Origin of the sequence: Mesobacillus zeae, assembly GCF_003570705.1 — a bacterium.
GTDB lineage: Bacteria > Bacillota > Bacilli > Bacillales > Cytobacillaceae > Mesobacillus_C > Mesobacillus_C zeae.
Map to the genome: position 1 here is coordinate 39,132 of NZ_QWVT01000021.1, position 18,613 is coordinate 57,744.

Annotated in this window: 13 protein-coding genes and 2 riboswitches; of the genes, 2 read left to right on the forward strand and 11 right to left on the reverse strand. The window is 46.5% G+C overall.

The window, feature by feature from the left end; translation table 11 throughout:
- Positions 1 to 10 precede the first annotated feature (10 nt).
- Positions 11 to 1,324, reverse strand: a complete 1,314-nt coding sequence (locus tag D1970_RS12765) for an anaerobic C4-dicarboxylate transporter family protein (RefSeq protein WP_119113262.1) — start codon at positions 1,322 to 1,324, stop codon at positions 11 to 13.
- A gap of 525 nt (positions 1,325 to 1,849) precedes the next feature.
- Here D1970_RS12765 and D1970_RS12770 point away from each other — a divergent pair.
- Positions 1,850 to 3,118 carry an ATP-binding protein gene (locus tag D1970_RS12770; protein WP_246370178.1) on the forward strand — a complete coding sequence of 423 codons (1,269 nt, stop codon included), beginning with the start codon at positions 1,850 to 1,852 and terminating at the stop codon, positions 3,116 to 3,118.
- 5 nt (positions 3,119 to 3,123) lie between these two features.
- The gene (locus D1970_RS12775; RefSeq protein WP_119113319.1) at positions 3,124 to 4,050 is read left to right on the forward strand and encodes a response regulator; all 927 of its coding nucleotides are present in this window, start codon (positions 3,124 to 3,126) and stop codon (positions 4,048 to 4,050) included.
- A gap of 257 nt (positions 4,051 to 4,307) precedes the next feature.
- Here D1970_RS12775 and D1970_RS12780 read toward each other — a convergent pair whose 3' ends face one another.
- From D1970_RS12780 to D1970_RS12825, 10 genes are all read right to left on the reverse strand, one after another.
- Complete coding sequence (locus tag D1970_RS12780; protein ID WP_119113264.1) at positions 4,308 to 5,537, reverse strand: homoserine dehydrogenase; 1,230 nt, start codon at positions 5,535 to 5,537, stop codon at positions 4,308 to 4,310.
- A gap of 311 nt (positions 5,538 to 5,848) precedes the next feature.
- A riboswitch (SAM riboswitch) is annotated at positions 5,849 to 5,962 on the reverse strand.
- Between the two features lie 107 nt (positions 5,963 to 6,069).
- A riboswitch (SAM riboswitch) is annotated at positions 6,070 to 6,181 on the reverse strand.
- A gap of 104 nt (positions 6,182 to 6,285) precedes the next feature.
- A complete protein-coding gene (locus D1970_RS12785; RefSeq protein WP_259339666.1) occupies positions 6,286 to 8,076 on the reverse strand; it encodes an ABC transporter ATP-binding protein in 1,791 nt (596 codons plus the stop codon).
- On the reverse strand, positions 8,073 to 9,797 hold the full coding sequence (locus tag D1970_RS12790; RefSeq protein ID WP_119113266.1) for an ABC transporter ATP-binding protein: 1,725 nt from the start codon (positions 9,795 to 9,797) through the stop codon (positions 8,073 to 8,075). Before D1970_RS12790 ends, D1970_RS12785 begins: the two co-directional genes overlap by 4 nt.
- Before the next feature lie 359 nt (positions 9,798 to 10,156).
- Positions 10,157 to 10,792 (reverse strand): SdpI family protein, encoded by a 636-nt coding sequence (locus D1970_RS12795; RefSeq protein ID WP_119113267.1) that lies wholly within the window; start codon positions 10,790 to 10,792, stop codon positions 10,157 to 10,159.
- Complete coding sequence (locus D1970_RS12800) at positions 10,792 to 11,076, reverse strand: autorepressor SdpR family transcription factor (RefSeq protein ID WP_119113268.1); 285 nt, start codon at positions 11,074 to 11,076, stop codon at positions 10,792 to 10,794. Before D1970_RS12800 ends, D1970_RS12795 begins: the two co-directional genes overlap by 1 nt.
- 509 nt (positions 11,077 to 11,585) lie before the next feature.
- A complete protein-coding gene (locus D1970_RS12805; protein WP_119113269.1) occupies positions 11,586 to 13,211 on the reverse strand; it encodes a long-chain fatty acid--CoA ligase in 1,626 nt (541 codons plus the stop codon).
- A 31-nt stretch (positions 13,212 to 13,242) separates the two neighbouring features.
- Complete coding sequence (locus tag D1970_RS12810) at positions 13,243 to 14,454, reverse strand: CaiB/BaiF CoA transferase family protein (protein ID WP_246370179.1); 1,212 nt, start codon at positions 14,452 to 14,454, stop codon at positions 13,243 to 13,245.
- Positions 14,451 to 16,022: a fatty acid--CoA ligase gene (locus tag D1970_RS12815; protein WP_119113270.1), complete on the reverse strand. Its 1,572-nt coding sequence runs from the start codon at positions 16,020 to 16,022 to the stop codon at positions 14,451 to 14,453. The genes D1970_RS12810 and D1970_RS12815 overlap by 4 nt, the downstream gene beginning before the upstream one ends.
- A gap of 122 nt (positions 16,023 to 16,144) precedes the next feature.
- The gene (locus D1970_RS12820) at positions 16,145 to 17,296 is read right to left on the reverse strand and encodes a thiolase family protein (protein WP_119113271.1); all 1,152 of its coding nucleotides are present in this window, start codon (positions 17,294 to 17,296) and stop codon (positions 16,145 to 16,147) included.
- A 160-nt stretch (positions 17,297 to 17,456) separates the two neighbouring features.
- A complete protein-coding gene (locus D1970_RS12825; protein WP_119113272.1) occupies positions 17,457 to 18,602 on the reverse strand; it encodes an acyl-CoA dehydrogenase family protein in 1,146 nt (381 codons plus the stop codon).
- Positions 18,603 to 18,613 lie beyond the last annotated feature (11 nt).

The following is an 18,613-nucleotide window of genomic DNA, read 5'->3' on the forward strand; positions in this document are numbered from 1 at the left end:
CAGTGTGTTTTTATAAAACTATCATACTAAGAAGGATACCGATTATAACTGACCCTACACTTGCAATCAATCCAGGTACCATGAAGCTGTGGTTCAATACATATTTACCGATTTTTGTTGTTCCTGTTCTGTCAAAGTTGATTGCAGCAACAACAGTTGGATAGTTCGGGATAAAGAAGTATCCGTTTACTGCAGGGAACATCGCGATCAAAAGTGCTGGACTAATGCCGAGTGAAATTCCAAGCGGCATAAGGGTACGAACTGTTGCAGCCTGGCTGTATAGCAGGATGGAAAGTGCAAACAGTGCGATTGCGAACAACCAAGGAGCTGTAGTTACCAAATCAGAGATAGAATTAGAGATCAATTCCATGTTTCCTTGGAAGAATGTATCTCCCATCCAAGCGATACCGAAGATTGCAACGACTGCAGCAGCACCAGCTTTAAATACGCTGCCAGATACAATTTCTTCGACATTTGGCTTACAGAAAATCATGATCAATGCTGCGATAGTCAGCATGACGATTTCGATGGCAACCGGCATTGTCATGCGAGTGAAGACTCCTTCAACATCCCAGCCTGGGCGAAGTGCTTCGAAAGATCCAAGTACAACAACCAGAACAGCTGCAAGAAGGAAAAGCATAACAGACAATTTAGAACCCGGTTTAGGGTCGAATGCTTTTTTGTCTTTCTTGATTGGTGCAAGGCCTTCTTCAAGGCGTTTCAGGTAATCTTCATCCATGTTAAGCTCTTTGCCTGTTTTACTTGCAACAAATGCTGCGATCATACAAGCGATGAATGTAGAAGGTATACAGATCAACATGATATCAAGAAGGCTGATGTTGAAATCAGTCAGCAGGGCAAGTAACGCAACAGTAGCTGCGGAAATCGGGCTTGCTGTGATTGCCTGTTGTGAAGCGATTACTGCAATTGACATTGGGCGTTCAGGACGAATACCTGATTCGCGTGAAACTTCCGCAATAACCGGAAGAACTGAATAAGCAACGTGACCAGTTCCTGCGCAGAAAGTGAAAACGTAAGTGACAATCGGAGCGATGAATGTAATCCATTTAGGATTTTTCCGAAGTGCCTTTTCTGCTACAAAAACCAGGTAATCCATGCCGCCTGCAGCTTGCAGTGCACCTGCTGCTGTAATAACGGCCAAAATCATGAGCATAACATCAATTGGTGCTGAAGTTGGTTGAAGATGGAAAACGAAGACGAGAATGGCAAGTCCAACGCCGCCCATTACTCCCAAACCAACACCGCCAAGACGCGCCCCGATGAAAATACAGGCGAGTACTATAAGAAATTGAATCCAAAACATGTCCTTACCTCCAGACGGGTAAATTTTTTTAGGAATGATAAAATTGCAATATACCTTTACTGCTAATAACCGGTAATGGATGCCCTTTTATTGATCGGGCCCCTGTCACCTGCCTCCCGTGAAAATTTTGTGAACAACTTCACAATATATTCCGTGTGCTTTCACACCCTGCAATCGGACAGGGGGTGAAAGTAACCAAGAGACCAATTGTGTTTTTTCTTAGGAAGCATGGTCCCGGTTACAGTTAAAAGATTATCAGGCTCCCTACGAAAAACTACAGGAAACGACAGATTGTGTAGTTAACTTAATAAAGTTGTCATAAATGAGGGTTACTAGTATATGCAAAACCTTTATAATGAACAATGTTAGTAAAAAAAGCGCGAGCGTTACAGCAATGAAGGCCAGCCAGCAGTGGATTCGATCGTTACGCAAAGGATAAAGACCTTATTCCTTTTTATTTTGGAACACCTTGGGCAGATTGGCCCCTCACGAGTCTACGTGGATTAAGATGCAAAGGCGGCGAAAATGATGCCCAAAAAGATTTTAATATATATGGCTTTAATGCTGGCGGTGCCGCTGGCGGGCGAAATGAAGTTTTATCCCCTTGAAGGCAGCCTTAGGATTAGTCTTGGTACACCAGTGTTTTTTTTCTTTTTGCTATGGTCTCGAAGGATTAACCCGGTCTTTTCCGGATTGCTTGCAGGAATAGCAGTTGTTGTCTTCCGAATCCTTTACGGAATTTATATTGCGGGAATGCCAGCAATCGTTAATTTCGAACTGCATTTTCCGGTTTTCTTCTATTATTTATCGTTTGCAGCAATGTTTCATTATTTTCATGTGAAGAGCTACTACGGCAGCCCCTTCTTGCTTGGCTTGTTAGGTGTCGTGATTGAAATTTTCGCAAGTATTGCTGAACTTGCGGCAAGATCTTTGTTTATACATGTGCCGTTCACTCTCAATACACTTTTGACTATTAGCGGAATTGCGATCATCAGGAGTTTTTTCGTTTTAGGTTTTTTCAATATATTTGTTATCCGGGAAGCCAGGGCAGCCGAGCACGAGCAGCGCTTACGGATTGAGCAGATGCTGATGCTGATTTCCAATCTTTACGTGGAAATGATCCAGCTGAAAAAAATGATGAAAAACTCGGAAGAACTGACTAGTGAATGTTACGTCCTCTACCGTAATTTAAAAGGGGAAGGACATAACGAACATGCGCAGGCAGCCCTTAAAATAGCCGGAGAAATGCATGAAACAAAAAAGGACAGTCAGCGGATCTATGCAGGACTATCCAAGCTGATGGCAAAAGAAGATTTGAGTGACTTTTTAAGTATGAAAGAAATCTTAAATGTAGTCATTACATCAAATGAAAGGTACTCACAGCTTCTTGGAAAAAAGGTTCATATCCAGCTCATTGTTCCTGAGTCTCCCAAACGTTTCCATACCTTCATGATTCTATCTATCGTAAACAATCTTGTATCCAATGCAGTAGAAGCGATTAAGGAAGACGGAGAAATACGACTTGAAGCAGCACTTGAGGGAGACCACCTTAAAATATTGGTAAAGGATACCGGGACAGGAATTGCCGCCCGGAATAGGCCTCATATATTTGAACCAGGATTCACCACCAAGTTTGACCAGGATGGTATTGCATCAAATGGAATTGGGCTGTCCTATGTTAAAAATGTGATAGAAAGCCTTGATGGCAGTTTTTCGATTGAAGACAAGCAAGGACAATACAACACTGTATTTGCCGTTAGCCTGCCTACAGAATGTTTAATGGAGAGAGGATGAGATTATTGAATTTTTTTATCGTGGATGATTCAGCCCCAGTCAGGGCCATGCTTGCCAATATCATCGAGGATGAGGACCTTGGAGTGGTAAAAGGAGAAGCCGGGGATGGATCGGAAGTGTATTCCGATGAACTTCAAAATGCTGACATTGATGTACTGCTGATAGATTTGCTCATGCCCAACCGGGACGGCATCGAGACAGTCAGGGAAATTGCGCCTTCGTTCAAAGGTAAAATCATCATGGTCTCGCAGGTTGAAACGAAGGACATGATTGGCGAAGCCTACTCCCTCGGTGTTGAGTATTATATTACAAAGCCGATTAACAGGCTTGAAGTTGTCAGTGTCCTAAAAAAAGTGTGCGAACACCTTCTTCTTGAAAAATCGATAATCAATATTCAAAAATCGCTGAACGTACTTGGAAGCTTTAACCCGAAAGCTGAACCCCAATCCTGGACTAAACGGCTACCCTGCTCCATTGTCTCAGCAGGGAAAACTGTATTGCTTGAACTCGGCATTCTCGCTGAAAGCGGCAGCAAAGACTTGCTTGATATGCTTTCAATCATGGCACAGCTGGAAAAAGAGGGTGTCAGAGAGACCCCCGCATTGAAAGATCTCTATGAAAAAATCGTCGAGAAGCGATATGGGCCAACCGTCCCCCCTGCTGAAGTCAAGAAAGAAACAAAAGCGGGCGAGCAGCGGGTTCGCCGCGCAATCCACCAGGCACTCGAACATATTGCCTCACTCGGCTTGACGGACTTTGCCAATCCTAAATTTGAGAACTACTCATCAAAGTTCTTTGATTATTCCCAAGTCCGGATGAAAATGATGGAACTTGAAAGCAGGGGGGACCTCCCTCTCTCCCACTCCCGCATCAATATCAGGAAATTTATACAGGCACTATATATGGAAGCAAAGCAATTACAGGATCAATAGAAAAGCGGAAGCGCCCGTTCAACGACGTATGGACTGGAGCACACTGCCTGAGATAAAGGAAACACGAAGAGCGTAGCGATTCGATGTTGATTTATAACGCTAAAGGCGCGCACGTCCTGTGCGCAACGCCTTACTCGCACATCCTGTGCATTGTCGTAGGGTGGTGCACAAGGATAAGCCCAAAGCTCTTGAACAATTGAAAGAAAAAATCCCCCCGGCCGCACTTGCAGCCGTGGGGATTTTTTCTTTCAAACAGGCTATACCTTTTCAAATACATTTGGTTCAAGGACGGGCTCACCCAGCACTTCGAAGAAACTAGCCTTATTGTTCTGCTCTTTTAGACGGGAAACGGTCGTTTCATCCGCCTCTAAAAAGCGCAGTGATTCATTTTCAGCGATAGACCAATTCGGGATGGACTTTAAAGTGGAATTTCCAAGCCCCATCATCACCCAATTTTGTTTTTCATTTTTACCCGCGGACTCAGGAACAGCCTTCACCAGATGCGGAATGGAAGGATGTTTCACCTTTCTGTTAAGAAGGGAGTGAATTAAATCTTCGATTACAGCGCTCGCTGTCGGATACATTCCGGCTCCCGGGCCCTGAAGGGTAATCCGCCCGACAATGTCTGCTTCAATACTGACGGAATTCTCCACTCCTTCAATGTTAAACAAAGGATGGCTCTCTGAAACAAGTGTTGGCCGTACAGAACCGGTGATTTTCCCGCCCGCCCGCTGGATCGAAGCAATCAATTTAAAGCGAAGCCCCAGTTTCTCAGCCTGCTTGATTTGTTCCCCTGTAATAGAGCTGATTCCTTCCCTGGGAACATCATCCCAATCGGGCTTACCTCCAAAAGCGATTTCACTCAAAATCATTAGTTTGTAAAAAGCGTCATATCCCTCCACATCGTTCGTAGGATCTGCTTCGGCATAACCTTTTTCCTGTGCTGCTATAAGAGCTTCTTCAAACGATTTTCCCGCTGTTCGCATTTCGCTTAGAATGTAGTTGGATGTCCCGTTCAGGATGCCTTCGATTTTTTTTATTCTGTTTACATTTAAAAGCTGCAGAACGGTTTGGATAACCGGAACTCCCCCAGCCACTGTCGCTTCAAAACCAATTGTCACCCCATGGATTCCGGCAAGTTTTTTTAATTCTGTTCCGTGAGCGGCAAACATTTCTTTATTGGCAGTTATTACATGACAGCCTCTATAAATTGCTTTTTGCAGATAGGAAAAAGCGGGCTCCCGTCCGACAATAGCCTCAACTATGACATCCAACCCATTAATTGCAAGGATATCTTCAAAATTATCCGTTACAAGGATTCCATCTTCTATCCCTCGGTCCCTTTCCTTGTTCTTGATAAGCACTGCTGCCACTTCCACTTTCTTCCCGAGAATGGAAGCTAGTTCGCGCTGATGTGTCCTGATTGTATGATACACTCCCTGGCCAACCGTCCCAAAACCAAGCAGGGCAATTTTAATCGTAGTCATTTTCCCCATCCCCTTTACATGCTAATGATTTTTTGAAGTTCTTCCTCTGATTCTCTCCCGGGAAGCTTGAATGTGCTGCCCGCCAACGCTTTTATTTCAGTCCATATAGTCATGCTATGCGCAGCCGTCCAGGTTTAGGAAGGAAAGAATTTCTGTCTTGCTCCGCAAGGCGGCCTCTCCGACTTTTTCTGGCTAATTTGAAATTACTCCCGGCTGCCGGCACCATTTTTTCATTGCCCTTCCCCCTTTGTTTTTTTGAAGATTGATAGAAAAAAGAACCCTCTTCATAAGAAGAGGGCCCAATGATCCTCCTCTTATCTGCCAGGCAATCTACACCTGCAGGAATTAGCACCTTTACAAGGAAAAATCCCTTGTAGGTTGCCGGGCATCATTGGGCCTAGTCCCTCCGCCGCTCTCGATAAGAGTATTTAAGTTATTTTTCACAAAAGCTTTCCGATTCCAGCCATACCGGACGAGCCATCTTCCAAAAGAAAAAGGCCCTCCCGGATAAGAGAAGGCCTTTCTGGCTTCTCTCTTATCTTTCAGGTATGAATACCTGCAGGAATTAGCACCTTTTCAAGGAATCATCCTTGAAGGTTGCCGGGCTTCACAGGGCCTAGTCCCTCCGCCGCTCTCGATAAGAGTATATGGTATGTTGTTTTCGTTCCGCGTTTAATTAAACTGATTTTATTACAGAATCACAATGATGTCAAACACTTTCGAAAATTAAGTTTGTTTCCACCTACCATTATTTAAGTGCCTGGAATGAGGCTTTTTTAAACTGATTCTGGTATAAGCCGAAGTAAAAGCCTTTTTCTCTTAAAAGTTCATCATGCGTACCACTTTCAATAATCCTGCCTTTCTCAATAACCAGAATGTTATCAGCTCTGCGGACAGTATTCAGTCGGTGCGCAATCATGAACGTCGTCCTTCCCTCCATCAGCCGCGCCAATGCTTCCTGGATTTTCAACTCGGTAATTGTGTCAATGCTGCTTGTCGCCTCATCAAGAATCAGGATGGATGGACTCGCTAGAATGGCCCTCGCAATGGAAAGGAGCTGTTTCTGCCCCTGGCTGATTCCTGCTCCGTCCGGTGCCAGCACCGTATCATAGCCACCCGGCAGCCTCGTGATGAAAGAATGGGCATTAGCGTCTTCTGCCGCCTGCCGGACTTCTTCATCAGATGCCCCCAGCTTCCCGTACCGGATGTTTTCCCTTATCGTCCCCTGGAATAAAAATGAATCCTGCAGCACAAAACCCATTTGCTTCCGCAGGCTTTCACGCCTGATTTCCCTTGCATCCTGGCCGTCGATGAGAATAGACCCGTCCACCGGTTCATAGAAACGGGAAAGGAGATTGATGATAGTCGATTTACCGGCGCCAGTCGGGCCGACAAGCGCGATTTTTTCACCGGGTGCAGCATGGAAATGAAGGCTTTGGACAGTATCACCGCCTTTTTCATAAGAGAAGGATACATTGCAAAATTGCACTTCTCCCCTGATATTCGGCAAGTCCCTGGCATCACCTTCATCAAAATCCTCTTTTTGCTCGTCAAGGATATCAAATACCCTGTCAGCACCTGCTACAGCAGAGAGAAGTGTGTTAAACTGATTGGAAAGGTCATTCAAAGGACGGGTAAACTGCCGTGCATATTCGGAAAAAATGACGATGGTGCCGATTGTGACCATTCCTTTAAGTGCAAAAATGCCGCCAGCAAGCGCCACAATCGCAAAGCTTAAATTATTCAATACGTTCATCAGCTTAGGAATAAAGCCCGTATACACCTGGGCCCAATAACCGGCCTTTTTTAGCTGTTCGCTTTTCACGAGAAATTCAGAAATCACCTTTTGTTCCTGGGAAAAAGACTTAATGATTTTTTGACCAGAAATGCTTTCCTCGATAAAGCCGTTGAGATTGCCAAGATTTCTTTGCTGTTCCCTGTACAGCTTGCCAGTCCTGCTCGTAATCCACTTCATACCGGCAAACATAAGGGGAACGATGATCATCGTGACTATTGTAAGGAGCGGGCTCAAATAGAGCATCACCGCTAGCGTGCCGAAAAGAGTCAGGATGCTTGAAAAAACCTGGATGACCGAGCTGTTTAATGTTGAACTCACATTTTCAATATCGTTTGTCACCCGGCTCATCAATTCACCATATTGGCGTTTGTCGAAAAATGTTACTGGCAGTCGCTGAAATTGGGTGAACAACTCTGTCCTCATTTTGAACACAGCTTCCTGGGCAATGCCGATCATCCAGAAATTCTGGAGCCAAACCGACAGTGAATAGAAAAAATACACAGCGGCAAGACCGGCAAGAACAAGGCCGAGGCCATCCGCACTTTTGGCTGCAAGATAATTGTCGATGGTTTTCCCGATGATAAAAGGGCCAAGCAGGCTTAATGCGGAACTTGCGAACACCATCAGCAGCACACCCGCCAGGAGGCCTTTTCGGGCTGACAGATATGTCCAGATTCTCTTTACAGTTCCGGTAAAATTGTCCGGCCTGATCCCTTTTTCGAGTTTTTGTGGATGCCTCACTTTTTCACCTCCGCCTCGCCCAGCTGGGACATGCAGATTTCCCCGTACAGGGACGAATGCTCCAGCAGTTCCTCATGTGTTCCAGCTGCGATGATTCTCCCATCATCAAGAAGAAGGATTTTGTCAGCTTCCTTTGCTGTACTGATTTTTTGCGTAATCATCAATGTGGTGCACTGATACTCTTTCAAAGCTTCAAGGAGGCTCGCTTCTGTTTTAAGATCCAGTGCGCTTGTACTGTCATCAAGCAAAAGGATGCGCGGCTTTTTCACAAGCGCCCTCGCAATCGACAGCCGCTGTTTCTGGCCTCCCGACAGGTTGACACCCTTCTGGCCAAGCAAAGTATCATATTTTTCCGGGAGTTCTTCGATCATGTCCCTTATTTGCGCATGGGAAGCAGCACGGTCCATCTCCTCAATGGTCGCATCCTCTTTTCCCCAGGCAAGATTTTCGCCTATGCTGCCTGTAAAAAGCAGCGCTTCCTGTGGAACATAGCCAATTTGCCTGCGAAGTGAATCCACACCAACCTCCCTGATATCTTTTCCGTCCACTTCAATGCTGCCATCCGTCAATTCATACAATCTTGGAATAAGCTGAAACAAAGACGATTTCCCTGATCCCGTTGCTCCCATCAAAGCAACCGTCTCCCTGGGAAAGGCTGTAAAAGAAATATCGCGGAGAATTTCGGTTCCGCTGTCAGGGTACTCGAAGTTAACATGCTTGAATTCAACTTTGCTCCCTGAAAGGTTCTTACCGATATACGCTTCCTGCCCTTCACTCGCGGCCGTCTCGGCAGACAAAATTTCATTTGCTCTCGCAGAAGATGCCTTCGCCCTTGATAAAACTGTGATGATAAAAGAAAACATCGAGAACGCAGTCGTAATCCTAGCAGAATAGTTAACGATGGCAACCGTCTCGCCAACCGTCGCCTTTCCGGTTTGTATATCAAGATTACCAAACCATAGTACGGCAAGGACTGTGAGATTCATAATAAACAGAAGGACTGGAATTGCGGTCTCTGTCAGCCTTAATGCATAAGCGGTCCGTTCCATCAGGCTGTGGTTCGCGCTCGTGAACCTTTGCTGTTCATAATCTCCGCGGGCAAATGCCTTAATCAGTCTCATGCCTGCAAGATTCTCGCGTATGAGGGCATTCACCCTGTCCAATGCTCCTTGGACTTTTTTAAACAGGGCTGAGGATGTGTTCATGATCAAAATAAGGAACAGCAGAAGAAGCGGGATGACGATGATATAGACTAATGCCAGCCTGGCATTCACGAGAACTGCCATCGTCACTCCGCCGATGACAAGCAGCGGGGCCCGCATCGCAATCCGAAGACTCATAAAAAGCGTGCTTTGAAGCTGATTGACGTCATTTGTAATTCTTGTAATGAGTGAAGAAGCCGGGTACTTGTTGAAATCAGCGAAGGAAAAAGCCTGTATCTTCTCAAACAGACTCCGGCGCAGGTCGTACCCGAAATTCTGGCTCGCATACGCCGCAATAAAGCTGTTCGTGATCCCTGCAGCAAAAGCGAGCAGCGACAAGCCAAGCATAATCCCGCCAAGCTTCATCACTGCCTGCAAATCATTCTGCAGTATCCCCTTATCGATGATCCTGGCAATCAGCAAAGGCTGCATCAGCTCAACGCCAAGCTCGATCAGCATGAACGAAATTGCAAGCCCCATCGGAATTCTGTATGGTTTTAAAAACGAAAGGACCTTCATTCCAGCAGCCTCCAAGCGTCCTAATATTTTTTCGAAAAATGAAACGATGTAATATTCGTATTATACTACCAATAGTGTGGAAATTTAAAAAATAAGTGTGCAGGCAACAAGCCAGCCTCCCTGCTAAAAATCTTATAAGCTAAGATATTATTTCATTGGCAGAGAGTATGACTTATAGCAGCCAGCATGGTGTAAATTCAACCAGGCTGTGGCATATTTCAACCAGCCTGCTACTCATATCGACCAAGCATAGGCATTTATCGACCAAGCTGAGATATATTTCAACCAGCACGAACCATGGGCTAATTATCAATAAAAAACCTCTCAATATATGAGAGGTTAAATTAAATCTACAAAGCTTATTTCTTTTCTTTCCGGAACTCAAGATAGGAGTACAGGTAAGGAATGAAGAGGATAACAGTGATGACTGTGATGATTACCGCTTCTTGGGGACCTTCCGGCAGGAATACCGCGAGGAGCATCACAACTCCTCCAGCAAAGAATAATTTTCCAGAGAGCCTGTGTGTCTTTTTCCAGACGTTCTCGCTGCTGAGTGTCCAAGGTGTGCGAATTCCAATAAAGAAGTTGGAGCGCACCCTCTGAAAATAATTTCCGAGGATAATAAAAAGCAAGCCAATCACGGCCGGAACAACTGTCGACATAGGAACAGAGACACCAAGTGCGTTAAAGAGGACGAGCAGGTTGAGCAAAAAGAAAATGGCAAGCATTGCATTCATGATAATGGCATAGCTTTTAGAAAAATACCGGTAGTTGGCCTTTCTTGGATCCACCTTTGGCAAGAACGCCATTGTTCCATAAATAAGGACCATGATCCCGAGCTGGGAAATCATAGCATTCAGCTTGGTCGCGTAATCGTCTGCTTCACCGCTAAAATTCCAGTGAGTCGGAATTTGCGCAGGAAGCCTTGAATAAACTGCCAGCCAAACGGCTGCCGACAAGATGATCAAGATTAGCGGAAAAAGGTGTTTTTTCATTATCTACTCTCCCCTGTCTCATCATTTTTTAACTGTGTGAAACCAAACGCCCAGGAAACAAGCTCCTGAAAAACTGTCGTATTGAGCGAGTATATGATGTACTGGCCCTGTTTTTCATCCTGGACAAGGCCAGCGTGCTTAAGCAGTTTCAAGTGCTGGGAAATACTTGGTTTTGACATTGTAAAGTGGTCTGCAATCTCTCCTGCCGACATGTCCTTTTCCTTCAACAAATCCAGTATTTTTCTTCTGGTTGGATCCGCGAGTGCCTTAAATGTGTCATTCACGGGAAAGATCCCCTTTCGGACAAGTCTGTAATTATTTAGTTATTTAACTAAATAATAAACCGAAATCCTCTTTTTTACAAGAGGATTTTACTTAAAGATTCATTTTATGTATTGCCCGCTGTCAATATGGCTGCGTGATCTCTAGATCTCTAATGGTAGATTCAACTGCCATCTTTAAAGTATTTAAGCCAAAATTGTCCATCAGAATAGCACACTGAAAAAAGGGGAATGTCATCAAGACTTGTAACATTGACTACAATTTCACACTCTTCAAAATACCGTATCGTTTGGAGCATTGTTTTCACTTCTATTTCTAACATTCATGAAGCCTCACCTTTTATCCTTCCATATGGAAAAATTGTAACTACTTGGTTTATTTCCTTATAAAATAAGTTTATCTCCTGAATGTTACGACATTAAACCTGTGTTACCACTGTAAAATCCGGGCTTCGAATTACGAATTACTCTATAAAAAAAGAGCCCCAAAGGCCCTCTGGATTAAAATTATTTTATGCTTCTGTACTTTGCGTAAGGTGATTTTTCAGTTTTTCCCTTAACGCCCGCTTAAGGAATTTCCCGACAGATGTTTTCGGAATTTCGTCCATAAAGACAATATCGTCCGGCAGCCACCACTTCGCGAACTGCGGAGAAATAAAGTCCAGCAGTTCCTGCTTACAGGTTTTCCCCGTATAAGCATCTTTAAGGACAACGCAGGCAATAGGACGCTCCTGCCACTCTTCATGAGGAACAGCGATGACGCTTGCTTCAAAAACAGCTTCATGCGCCATTATTGCATTTTCAAGATCGACGGAAGATATCCATTCCCCACCGCTCTTTATCAAGTCTTTTGTCCTATCGACCAGCTTAATCACACCTTCATCATCGACTGTCGCCACATCGCCAGTGTACAGCCATCCATCGCGGAAGGCCTCTTCCGAGCGCTCGTCCCGATAATATTCATCCGCAATCCACGGGCCACGGATCAATAGCTCGCCCATATCCTTGCCGTTCCACTCCACCTCGCCGCTATCGGCAACCACCTTCATCTCAAGCCCAGGAACAAGCAGACCCTGTTTGGACCGGATATCCAGCATCTCCTCCACACCAAGCGAGGTTTGGTAACTTTTCAGCCTTGAGACAGTTGCGAGCGGCGTTGTCTCGGTCATACCAAAAGCATGGAGGAATGGAATTTTATACTTTGTTTCGAATGCTTTAATCATGCTCCTCGGAGCTGCCGAGCCTCCGCAAACAATGCTTCTCAGGGAAGAAGTATCGTAGCTCCCCTGTTCAAGTTCATTCAGCAGGCCGAGCCAAATCGTTGGGACGCCGGCAGCAATCGTTATTTTCTCCTCCTCGATCAGCTCAGCCAAAAGCTTGGGTGTAAACTGCGGCCCAGGCAGAACCTGATTGGTACCAAACCATGCAGCGGCAAATGGAAGGCCCCATGCGTTGGCGTGGAACATCGGCACAACAGGAAGGCATGTATCATATTCAGATAGCGCCATCGTATCGGCCAGTCCCATCGCATAGCTGTGAAGAACAATCGCCCTGTGGGAATATACTACGCCTTTTGGGTTTCCTGTCGTAGCCGAGGTATAGCACATACCTGCGGGATCATTTTCATCCAGTTCCCTGATGAACTCAGTTGCAGGATTGCTTTGCTTCAATAGCGCCTCATATGAGAACACAGGATGGAGAGTTGTTTCAGGAAGCTCTTGCTTGTCTGTCATAATCACATATGCTTCGACTGAAGGAAGCTGATCTTTTACCCTTTCGACAAGCGGCAGCAAATCTTCATCAATAAACAGCACTTTATCTTCCGCATGGTTGATGATATAGGAAATATGTTCAGGGGAAAGGCGGATATTGATTGTATGAAGAACTGCTCCCATGCCGGGCGCAGCAAAATACAACTCAAGATGGCGGTGGTGATTCCAGGCAAATGTCCCAACCCGCTCCCCTTTTTTCACACCAAGTGAAGCGAGGGCACCTGCTAGCCTTCTCGTACGTGCTGCTGTTTCCCTGTAAGTGAAACGTTGAATTCCAGATTGCGTCCGGGAAATGATTTTTTTATTGGGAAAGAACTTTTCAGCCCTTTCCAGCATGGATCCCACTAAAAGCGGTACATTCATCATACTTTACGTTCCCCTTCCTCCATTTGAATTCTTATGAATTGCTGCTGGCACTTCCTGCTTTGATCCTGTAATCCTGGATCATTTCCTTCAATACATCGGATGTACTGCTCCCCTTTTCAGGGGGATGGGCTTCATCAGGCTGATTAACATCGCCATGCATCTTCACCTGTCTTAACCCACCAGTCGAGTCATGGACGATACCTTTATTTTTAAAAAGAGGGAAATCTGCAAGCTCACCTGCATCCAGCACCGGGACAAGGCAGCAGTCAACACTATGACCAAACTCAGTCCATTCGCGAAGCGTCCTGGATTTGAAAAGCTCTATGATTTGGAGGTAAATCGGATTATCTGGCACTGCTTTGGAAAAATGGGCTGAAACCCATTCGTCCCGGCCGGCTGCATGGCAAAAGTTTTTCCAAAACTTCGGCTCCAGCGCACCCATGCTGATATGGCGGCCATCTTTTGTTTCATATAAATGATAGGAAACAATCGTTCCATTCAGGATTTCGACCCCGTTCTGGCCCCCGTTCAGTTTTTCAATCATGACATGGTTCCCCATAAGAGAGACCATCGTTTCCGCAAGCGAAATGACATGATAACTTCCCTTTCCGGTGTGCTGCATGGAAACAAGCCCGGCAAGGAGCCGCTCTGATGCAGCTATCCCTCCAAAAAAGTCAGCAAAAGTATTGGTCGGGTGAATAGGCCTTCCGGCCGAATCCTTGAGCTGGGCGAGGGCACCGCTAAGAGCCATGTAGTTGATATCATGACTTCCGAAATATGCAAGTGGGCTTTTATCGCCATAGCCAGTGATTGAGATATATACAATTTTCGCGTTGGCTTGCATGGCTTCTTCATAGCCAAGGCCAAGTTTCTCCATTACTCCAGGACGAAAGCTTTCAACAATGGCATCGGCACTGCGGACAAGTTCAAGAGCTGCCAGGCGGCCCTCCGATGTTTTCAGGTTGAGCACAACACTTTTTTTGCCGCGATTGTGAGCAAGGAACACAGGAGAGTCCGACTCGTTGTCAACACCCGTGTGTCTTGCGGGATCACCATCCGGCGGTTCGATCTTGATTACTTCCGCTCCCAGTTCAGCTAGCCGCAATGTCGCAAACGGGCCGGGAAGATACTGGGTGAAGTCTATGACTCTGATATTTTCAAGCAAAGGCTGAGCCCCTCCAGAAGAAGGGAGGGGTTCAGTTTGGCGCATGTTTTCTGCACTAGGTTCATCATTTGGCGTCATTTTGACTGCCCTTTCGCAAACATCTCTTCCATTTGCTTGCGGAGCATAAATTTTTGGATCTTGCCGCTCGCATTCCGCGGAAGCGCTTCGACAAATATATATTTTCGCGGTCTTTTATAATTCGCAAGACTGTCGCTGTTCCGGCACCACTCATCAAGTTCTTCCTCAGTGACAGCGGCATTTTTTTTCACAACGAATGCGATGACAGTCTCGCCCCAGCTATCGTCTGGCTGACCCACAACTGCTGCATCAAGGATCCCCTCATGCTCATGCAGGAGGTCTTCGACCTCGCGCGGATAAATATTTTCACCGCCGGAGATGATCATGTCATCCACCCTGTCTTTCACCCACAGATAGCCTTCGTGGTCGAGATAGCCGATATCCCCAGAATGGTACCATCCTTTATACAGAGCTTTTTCCGATGCTTCATTGAGGTTATAGTAACCGCTCATCATACAGGGGCCCTTGACGATGATTTCCCCCGATTCTCCGGGAGGGAGGATATCATTCGGATCAGAGGGCCCATCCTCATTTGGCCGGATGATCCGGATTTCATGATTTAGGCCTGCCTGTCCGGCAGATCCGGCTTTTGTAAGCTGGTCCTCCTCCGACAGGAATGTGATTGCAGGCCCCATCTCTGTCATGCCGTAAGCCTGGACGAGCTTAATGCCAAGCTGGCTATGGCAGGCACGGACAAGAGCCGGTGCCATCGGCGCGGCGCCATAAAGGCCAAGGTTCAGGCTTTCGAGATTGTACTGTTTCAGGTCTTCCTGGAGGATCATGTTCCACATTGTCGGAGCCGCAAAGAGCTTGGTGATTTTTTCTGTGTGAATGAGTTCCAGCACTTTTTTGGGCTCAAAGTGATGTAGGAGAACATTTTTACCGCCGGCATGGACTCTCGGGAGGAAAGCGCAGTGAAGTTCAGCGCAGTGGAACATGGGTGCGGTTACAAGTCCGATGTCTGAGGCATTTAAGTTGGTGGAAGCCATGACGATAAGGCTTTGCTCGACCATGTTGCGATGTTTGTGCATCACACCTTTTGGACGGCCTGTAGTTCCGCTGGTATACATGATGGCATACAGGTCTTGTTCGCTGATATCCGCCTTGATTTCATCTGCAGCCGCGGATTGGACTTTTTCATGATAACTTGCCGCATATTCGGGTGCATCTCCGTCAATGTACCAAAAAGCAATGTCCGGGAAGCGTGTGTGAATTCCCGAAACAACTTGTTCGAGCGCCTGTTCAAACAGGACCACCTTTGGGGAAGCGTCTGCGAGGATATAAGCCACTTCCTCGCTCATCAGTCGGAAGTTGATCGGGTTGAATACAGCACCGAGTTTGGCACAGGCGAAGAACGCAGTTGCAAGCTCCTCCGTATTGAACAGGAATGTTGAAACGAGATCGCCTTTTTTCACTCCGCTGCCAGAAAGAGCGTTTGCCAGCCGGTTTACCTCAAGGCTCCACTCTCCATATGTGAAGCGAGTGCCTTTCCGGACATCATATAGAGCCTCCTTGTCATGATGCTTCTGGACAGTCAGGTCAAATATCCTACCAATCGTTGTGCTCATCATATTCCTCCTTTTATTAGTCATGCAGCGCATCACCGCGCCGGGGGTCAGGCACGCTTTAGTTTGTTAATGTAATAAATCCTCCTTATCCCCGCGCTTTTGATGAAGTTTCTTTTAAACTCTTATAATCGCTCGATAATGGTGGCGTTTGCCATTCCATGGCCTTCACACATTGTCTGAAGTCCATAGCGGCCTCCGCTTCGTTCAAGCTCATGCATCATTGATACCATGATCCGCGCACCGCTTGCTCCAAGCGGATGTCCAAGCGCAATTGCTCCGCCATTAGGATTCAGTCTTGCAGGATCTGCGCCTGTCTCCTTCAGCCATGCCATTGGCACAGGGGCAAACGCCTCGTTCACTTCGAAAATATCAATATCACTGATATTGAGGCCAGCTTTTTTCAGCGCTTGTTTTGTAGCTGGGATAGGGCCTGTCAGCATCAAGGTAGGATCAGATCCTGTAACAATCCGAGTCAAAATCCTGAATCTTGGCTTCAGTCCCAGCTCCTCTGCCTTTTCACGTGACATGATTAATAGGGCTGCTGCACCGTCGCTAATTTGGCTTGAATTGCCTGCATGGATGACGCCATCTTCCTTAAAAACAGTTTTCAGCCCGGCAAGGACCTCCCCCGATGTTCCTTTTCTTGGTCCGGAATCTTCGGTAATGACAGTGGTTTCCCCATTTTCAAGGATGGCTTCTACTGGCATGATTTCACGGTTGAAATATCCTTCTGCCTGGGCAGTCAGTGCCCGGCGGTGACTTTCTGCAGAGAAATCATCAACATCTTTTCGTGAGAAACCGTATTTCTCGGCAATCCGTTCGGCAGAAAGGCCTTGGTGGATCATTTCATATTTTTCTCTCAGATGGGGGCTGAACGAATCTGCCTGGCCATAGCTTGAACCCATCGGCACCCGTGACATGCTTTCAATCCCACCTGCTATGACCACGTCCATATCTCCAGAAAGAATAGCTTGTGCTGCAAAATGGACGGCCTGCTGGCTTGAACCGCACTGCCGGTCAATCGTCGTGCCAGGCACCTCGATTGGGAATCCGGCCGTCAGGGCAGCCACTCTTGCGATATCCCCCGCTTGTTCCCCGGCCTGTGTAACGCACCCAAGGATCACATCATCAATTAGGCTTGATTCTATCCCAGCTCTTTCAATCAGTTCTTTCAAAACACTTGCTGCCAGTTCATCTGGCCGGATATCCTTAAGCACACCATTTCTTCTTCCTACAGGTGATCTGACACCTTCCACAATCACTGCTTCGCGCATAACATTCTCCTCCCAATCTATCGCGAAATTTTAATTATCCAAAACTACATACTTAGTCTGATGCTGTGTAGTGTCTCTCTCCCGTGCCTGACCCCCGGCGCGGTGACGCTATGATGCGGCACACCATTTCTGCGTGCCTGACCCCCGGCGCTTTGGTGTGCTACAGTCCTATATTTTTGGCGATGATGGTTTTCATGATTTCATTCGTTCCTGCGTAGATGCTGGCCACTGGAATGTCGCGAAACCTTCTGGCAATCTCGTATTCTTCCATATACCCGTAGCCGCCGTGAAGCTGCATACACTCTGCTGCAATCCGCCGCGCTGTATCGGTAAGCTTCCATTTAGCCATCGATACTTGCGTGACAATATCCTTCCCTTTGATATGGCTTGCAATCAGCTGGTCAAGGAATGCACGTCCCATTTCAATATCCGTCGCAATCTCCGCCATCTTAAACTGTGTGTTTTGAAACTGGCCCACCGGCCTCCCGAATGCTTCCCTGCTTTTCACATAGTCCAAGGTCAGGCGATACATAACCTCGGAAGCCGTCTGTGCGGCAATCGCAACAACAAGGCGCTCCTGCTGCAGTTTCTGCATCAGATAGAAAAACCCCTTGCCTTCATCCCCAATCAGGTTGTCCTTCGCTACCCGGCAGTCTTCAAAAATCAACTCTGCTGTATCCTGACAGTGAAGACCGACTTTATTCAGTTTTCTCCCTCTTGAAAACCCCGGGCTGTCCCGTTCAACAGCAAGCAGGCTGATTCCTTTGTGCTTCGGTTCAGCCTTCGGGTCCGTCTTGCATACAATAATAACAAGATCTGACTGAATGCCATTGGTAATAAAGGTCTTCTGCCCGTTGACCACGTAGTGGTCTCCATCAAGGACGGCCGTTGTCTTGATATTAGCCAGATCCGAACCCGTCCCCGGCTCTGTCATTGCAATCGCCGTAATGATTTCCCCAGAAGCACAGCGCGGGAGCCAACGATTTTTCTGCTCTTCCGTCCCGTATGATGATAGATATGGCACGACAATATCATTATGAAGTCCAAGACCGACAAGCCCTGAGCCAACCCGCTCCAGCTCTTCATTGATGACAACAGAAAACCCCCAGTCAACACCGCTTCCTCCGTACTGTTCATCGAGATCCGGACAGAGGAATCCCTGGTCCCCCATCTTTGTCCAAAAAGACCGAGGAACCATTCTCTCTTCTTCCCACTGCTCATAAAAAGGATATGCTTCTTTCTCAAGAAATTTCCTGAGCGACTTGCGAAATATTTCGTGCTCTTTCCCTAAATACAAATGCTTCATTTTCGATTCCC

Bases quoted from the DNA above. Each gene is read 5' to 3' on its own strand.
- D1970_RS12810 (WP_246370179.1), bottom strand. From the start codon at position 14,454: ATGACGCCAAATGATGAACCTAGTGCAGAAAACATGCGCCAAACTGAA.
- D1970_RS12825 (WP_119113272.1), bottom strand. From the start codon at position 18,602: ATGAAGCATTTGTATTTAGGGAAAGAGCACGAAATATTTCGCAAGTCG.
- D1970_RS12820 (WP_119113271.1), bottom strand. From the start codon at position 17,296: ATGCGCGAAGCAGTGATTGTGGAAGGTGTCAGATCACCTGTAGGAAGA.
- D1970_RS12770 (WP_246370178.1), top strand. From the start codon at position 1,850: ATGATGCCCAAAAAGATTTTAATATATATGGCTTTAATGCTGGCGGTG.
- D1970_RS12765 (WP_119113262.1), bottom strand. From the start codon at position 1,324: ATGTTTTGGATTCAATTTCTTATAGTACTCGCCTGTATTTTCATCGGG.
- D1970_RS12780 (WP_119113264.1), bottom strand. From the start codon at position 5,537: ATGACTACGATTAAAATTGCCCTGCTTGGTTTTGGGACGGTTGGCCAG.
- D1970_RS12805 (WP_119113269.1), bottom strand. From the start codon at position 13,211: ATGATGAATGTACCGCTTTTAGTGGGATCCATGCTGGAAAGGGCTGAA.
- D1970_RS12815 (WP_119113270.1), bottom strand. From the start codon at position 16,022: ATGAGCACAACGATTGGTAGGATATTTGACCTGACTGTCCAGAAGCAT.
- D1970_RS12795 (WP_119113267.1), bottom strand. From the start codon at position 10,792: ATGAAAAAACACCTTTTTCCGCTAATCTTGATCATCTTGTCGGCAGCC.
- D1970_RS12790 (WP_119113266.1), bottom strand. From the start codon at position 9,797: ATGAAGGTCCTTTCGTTTTTAAAACCATACAGAATTCCGATGGGGCTT.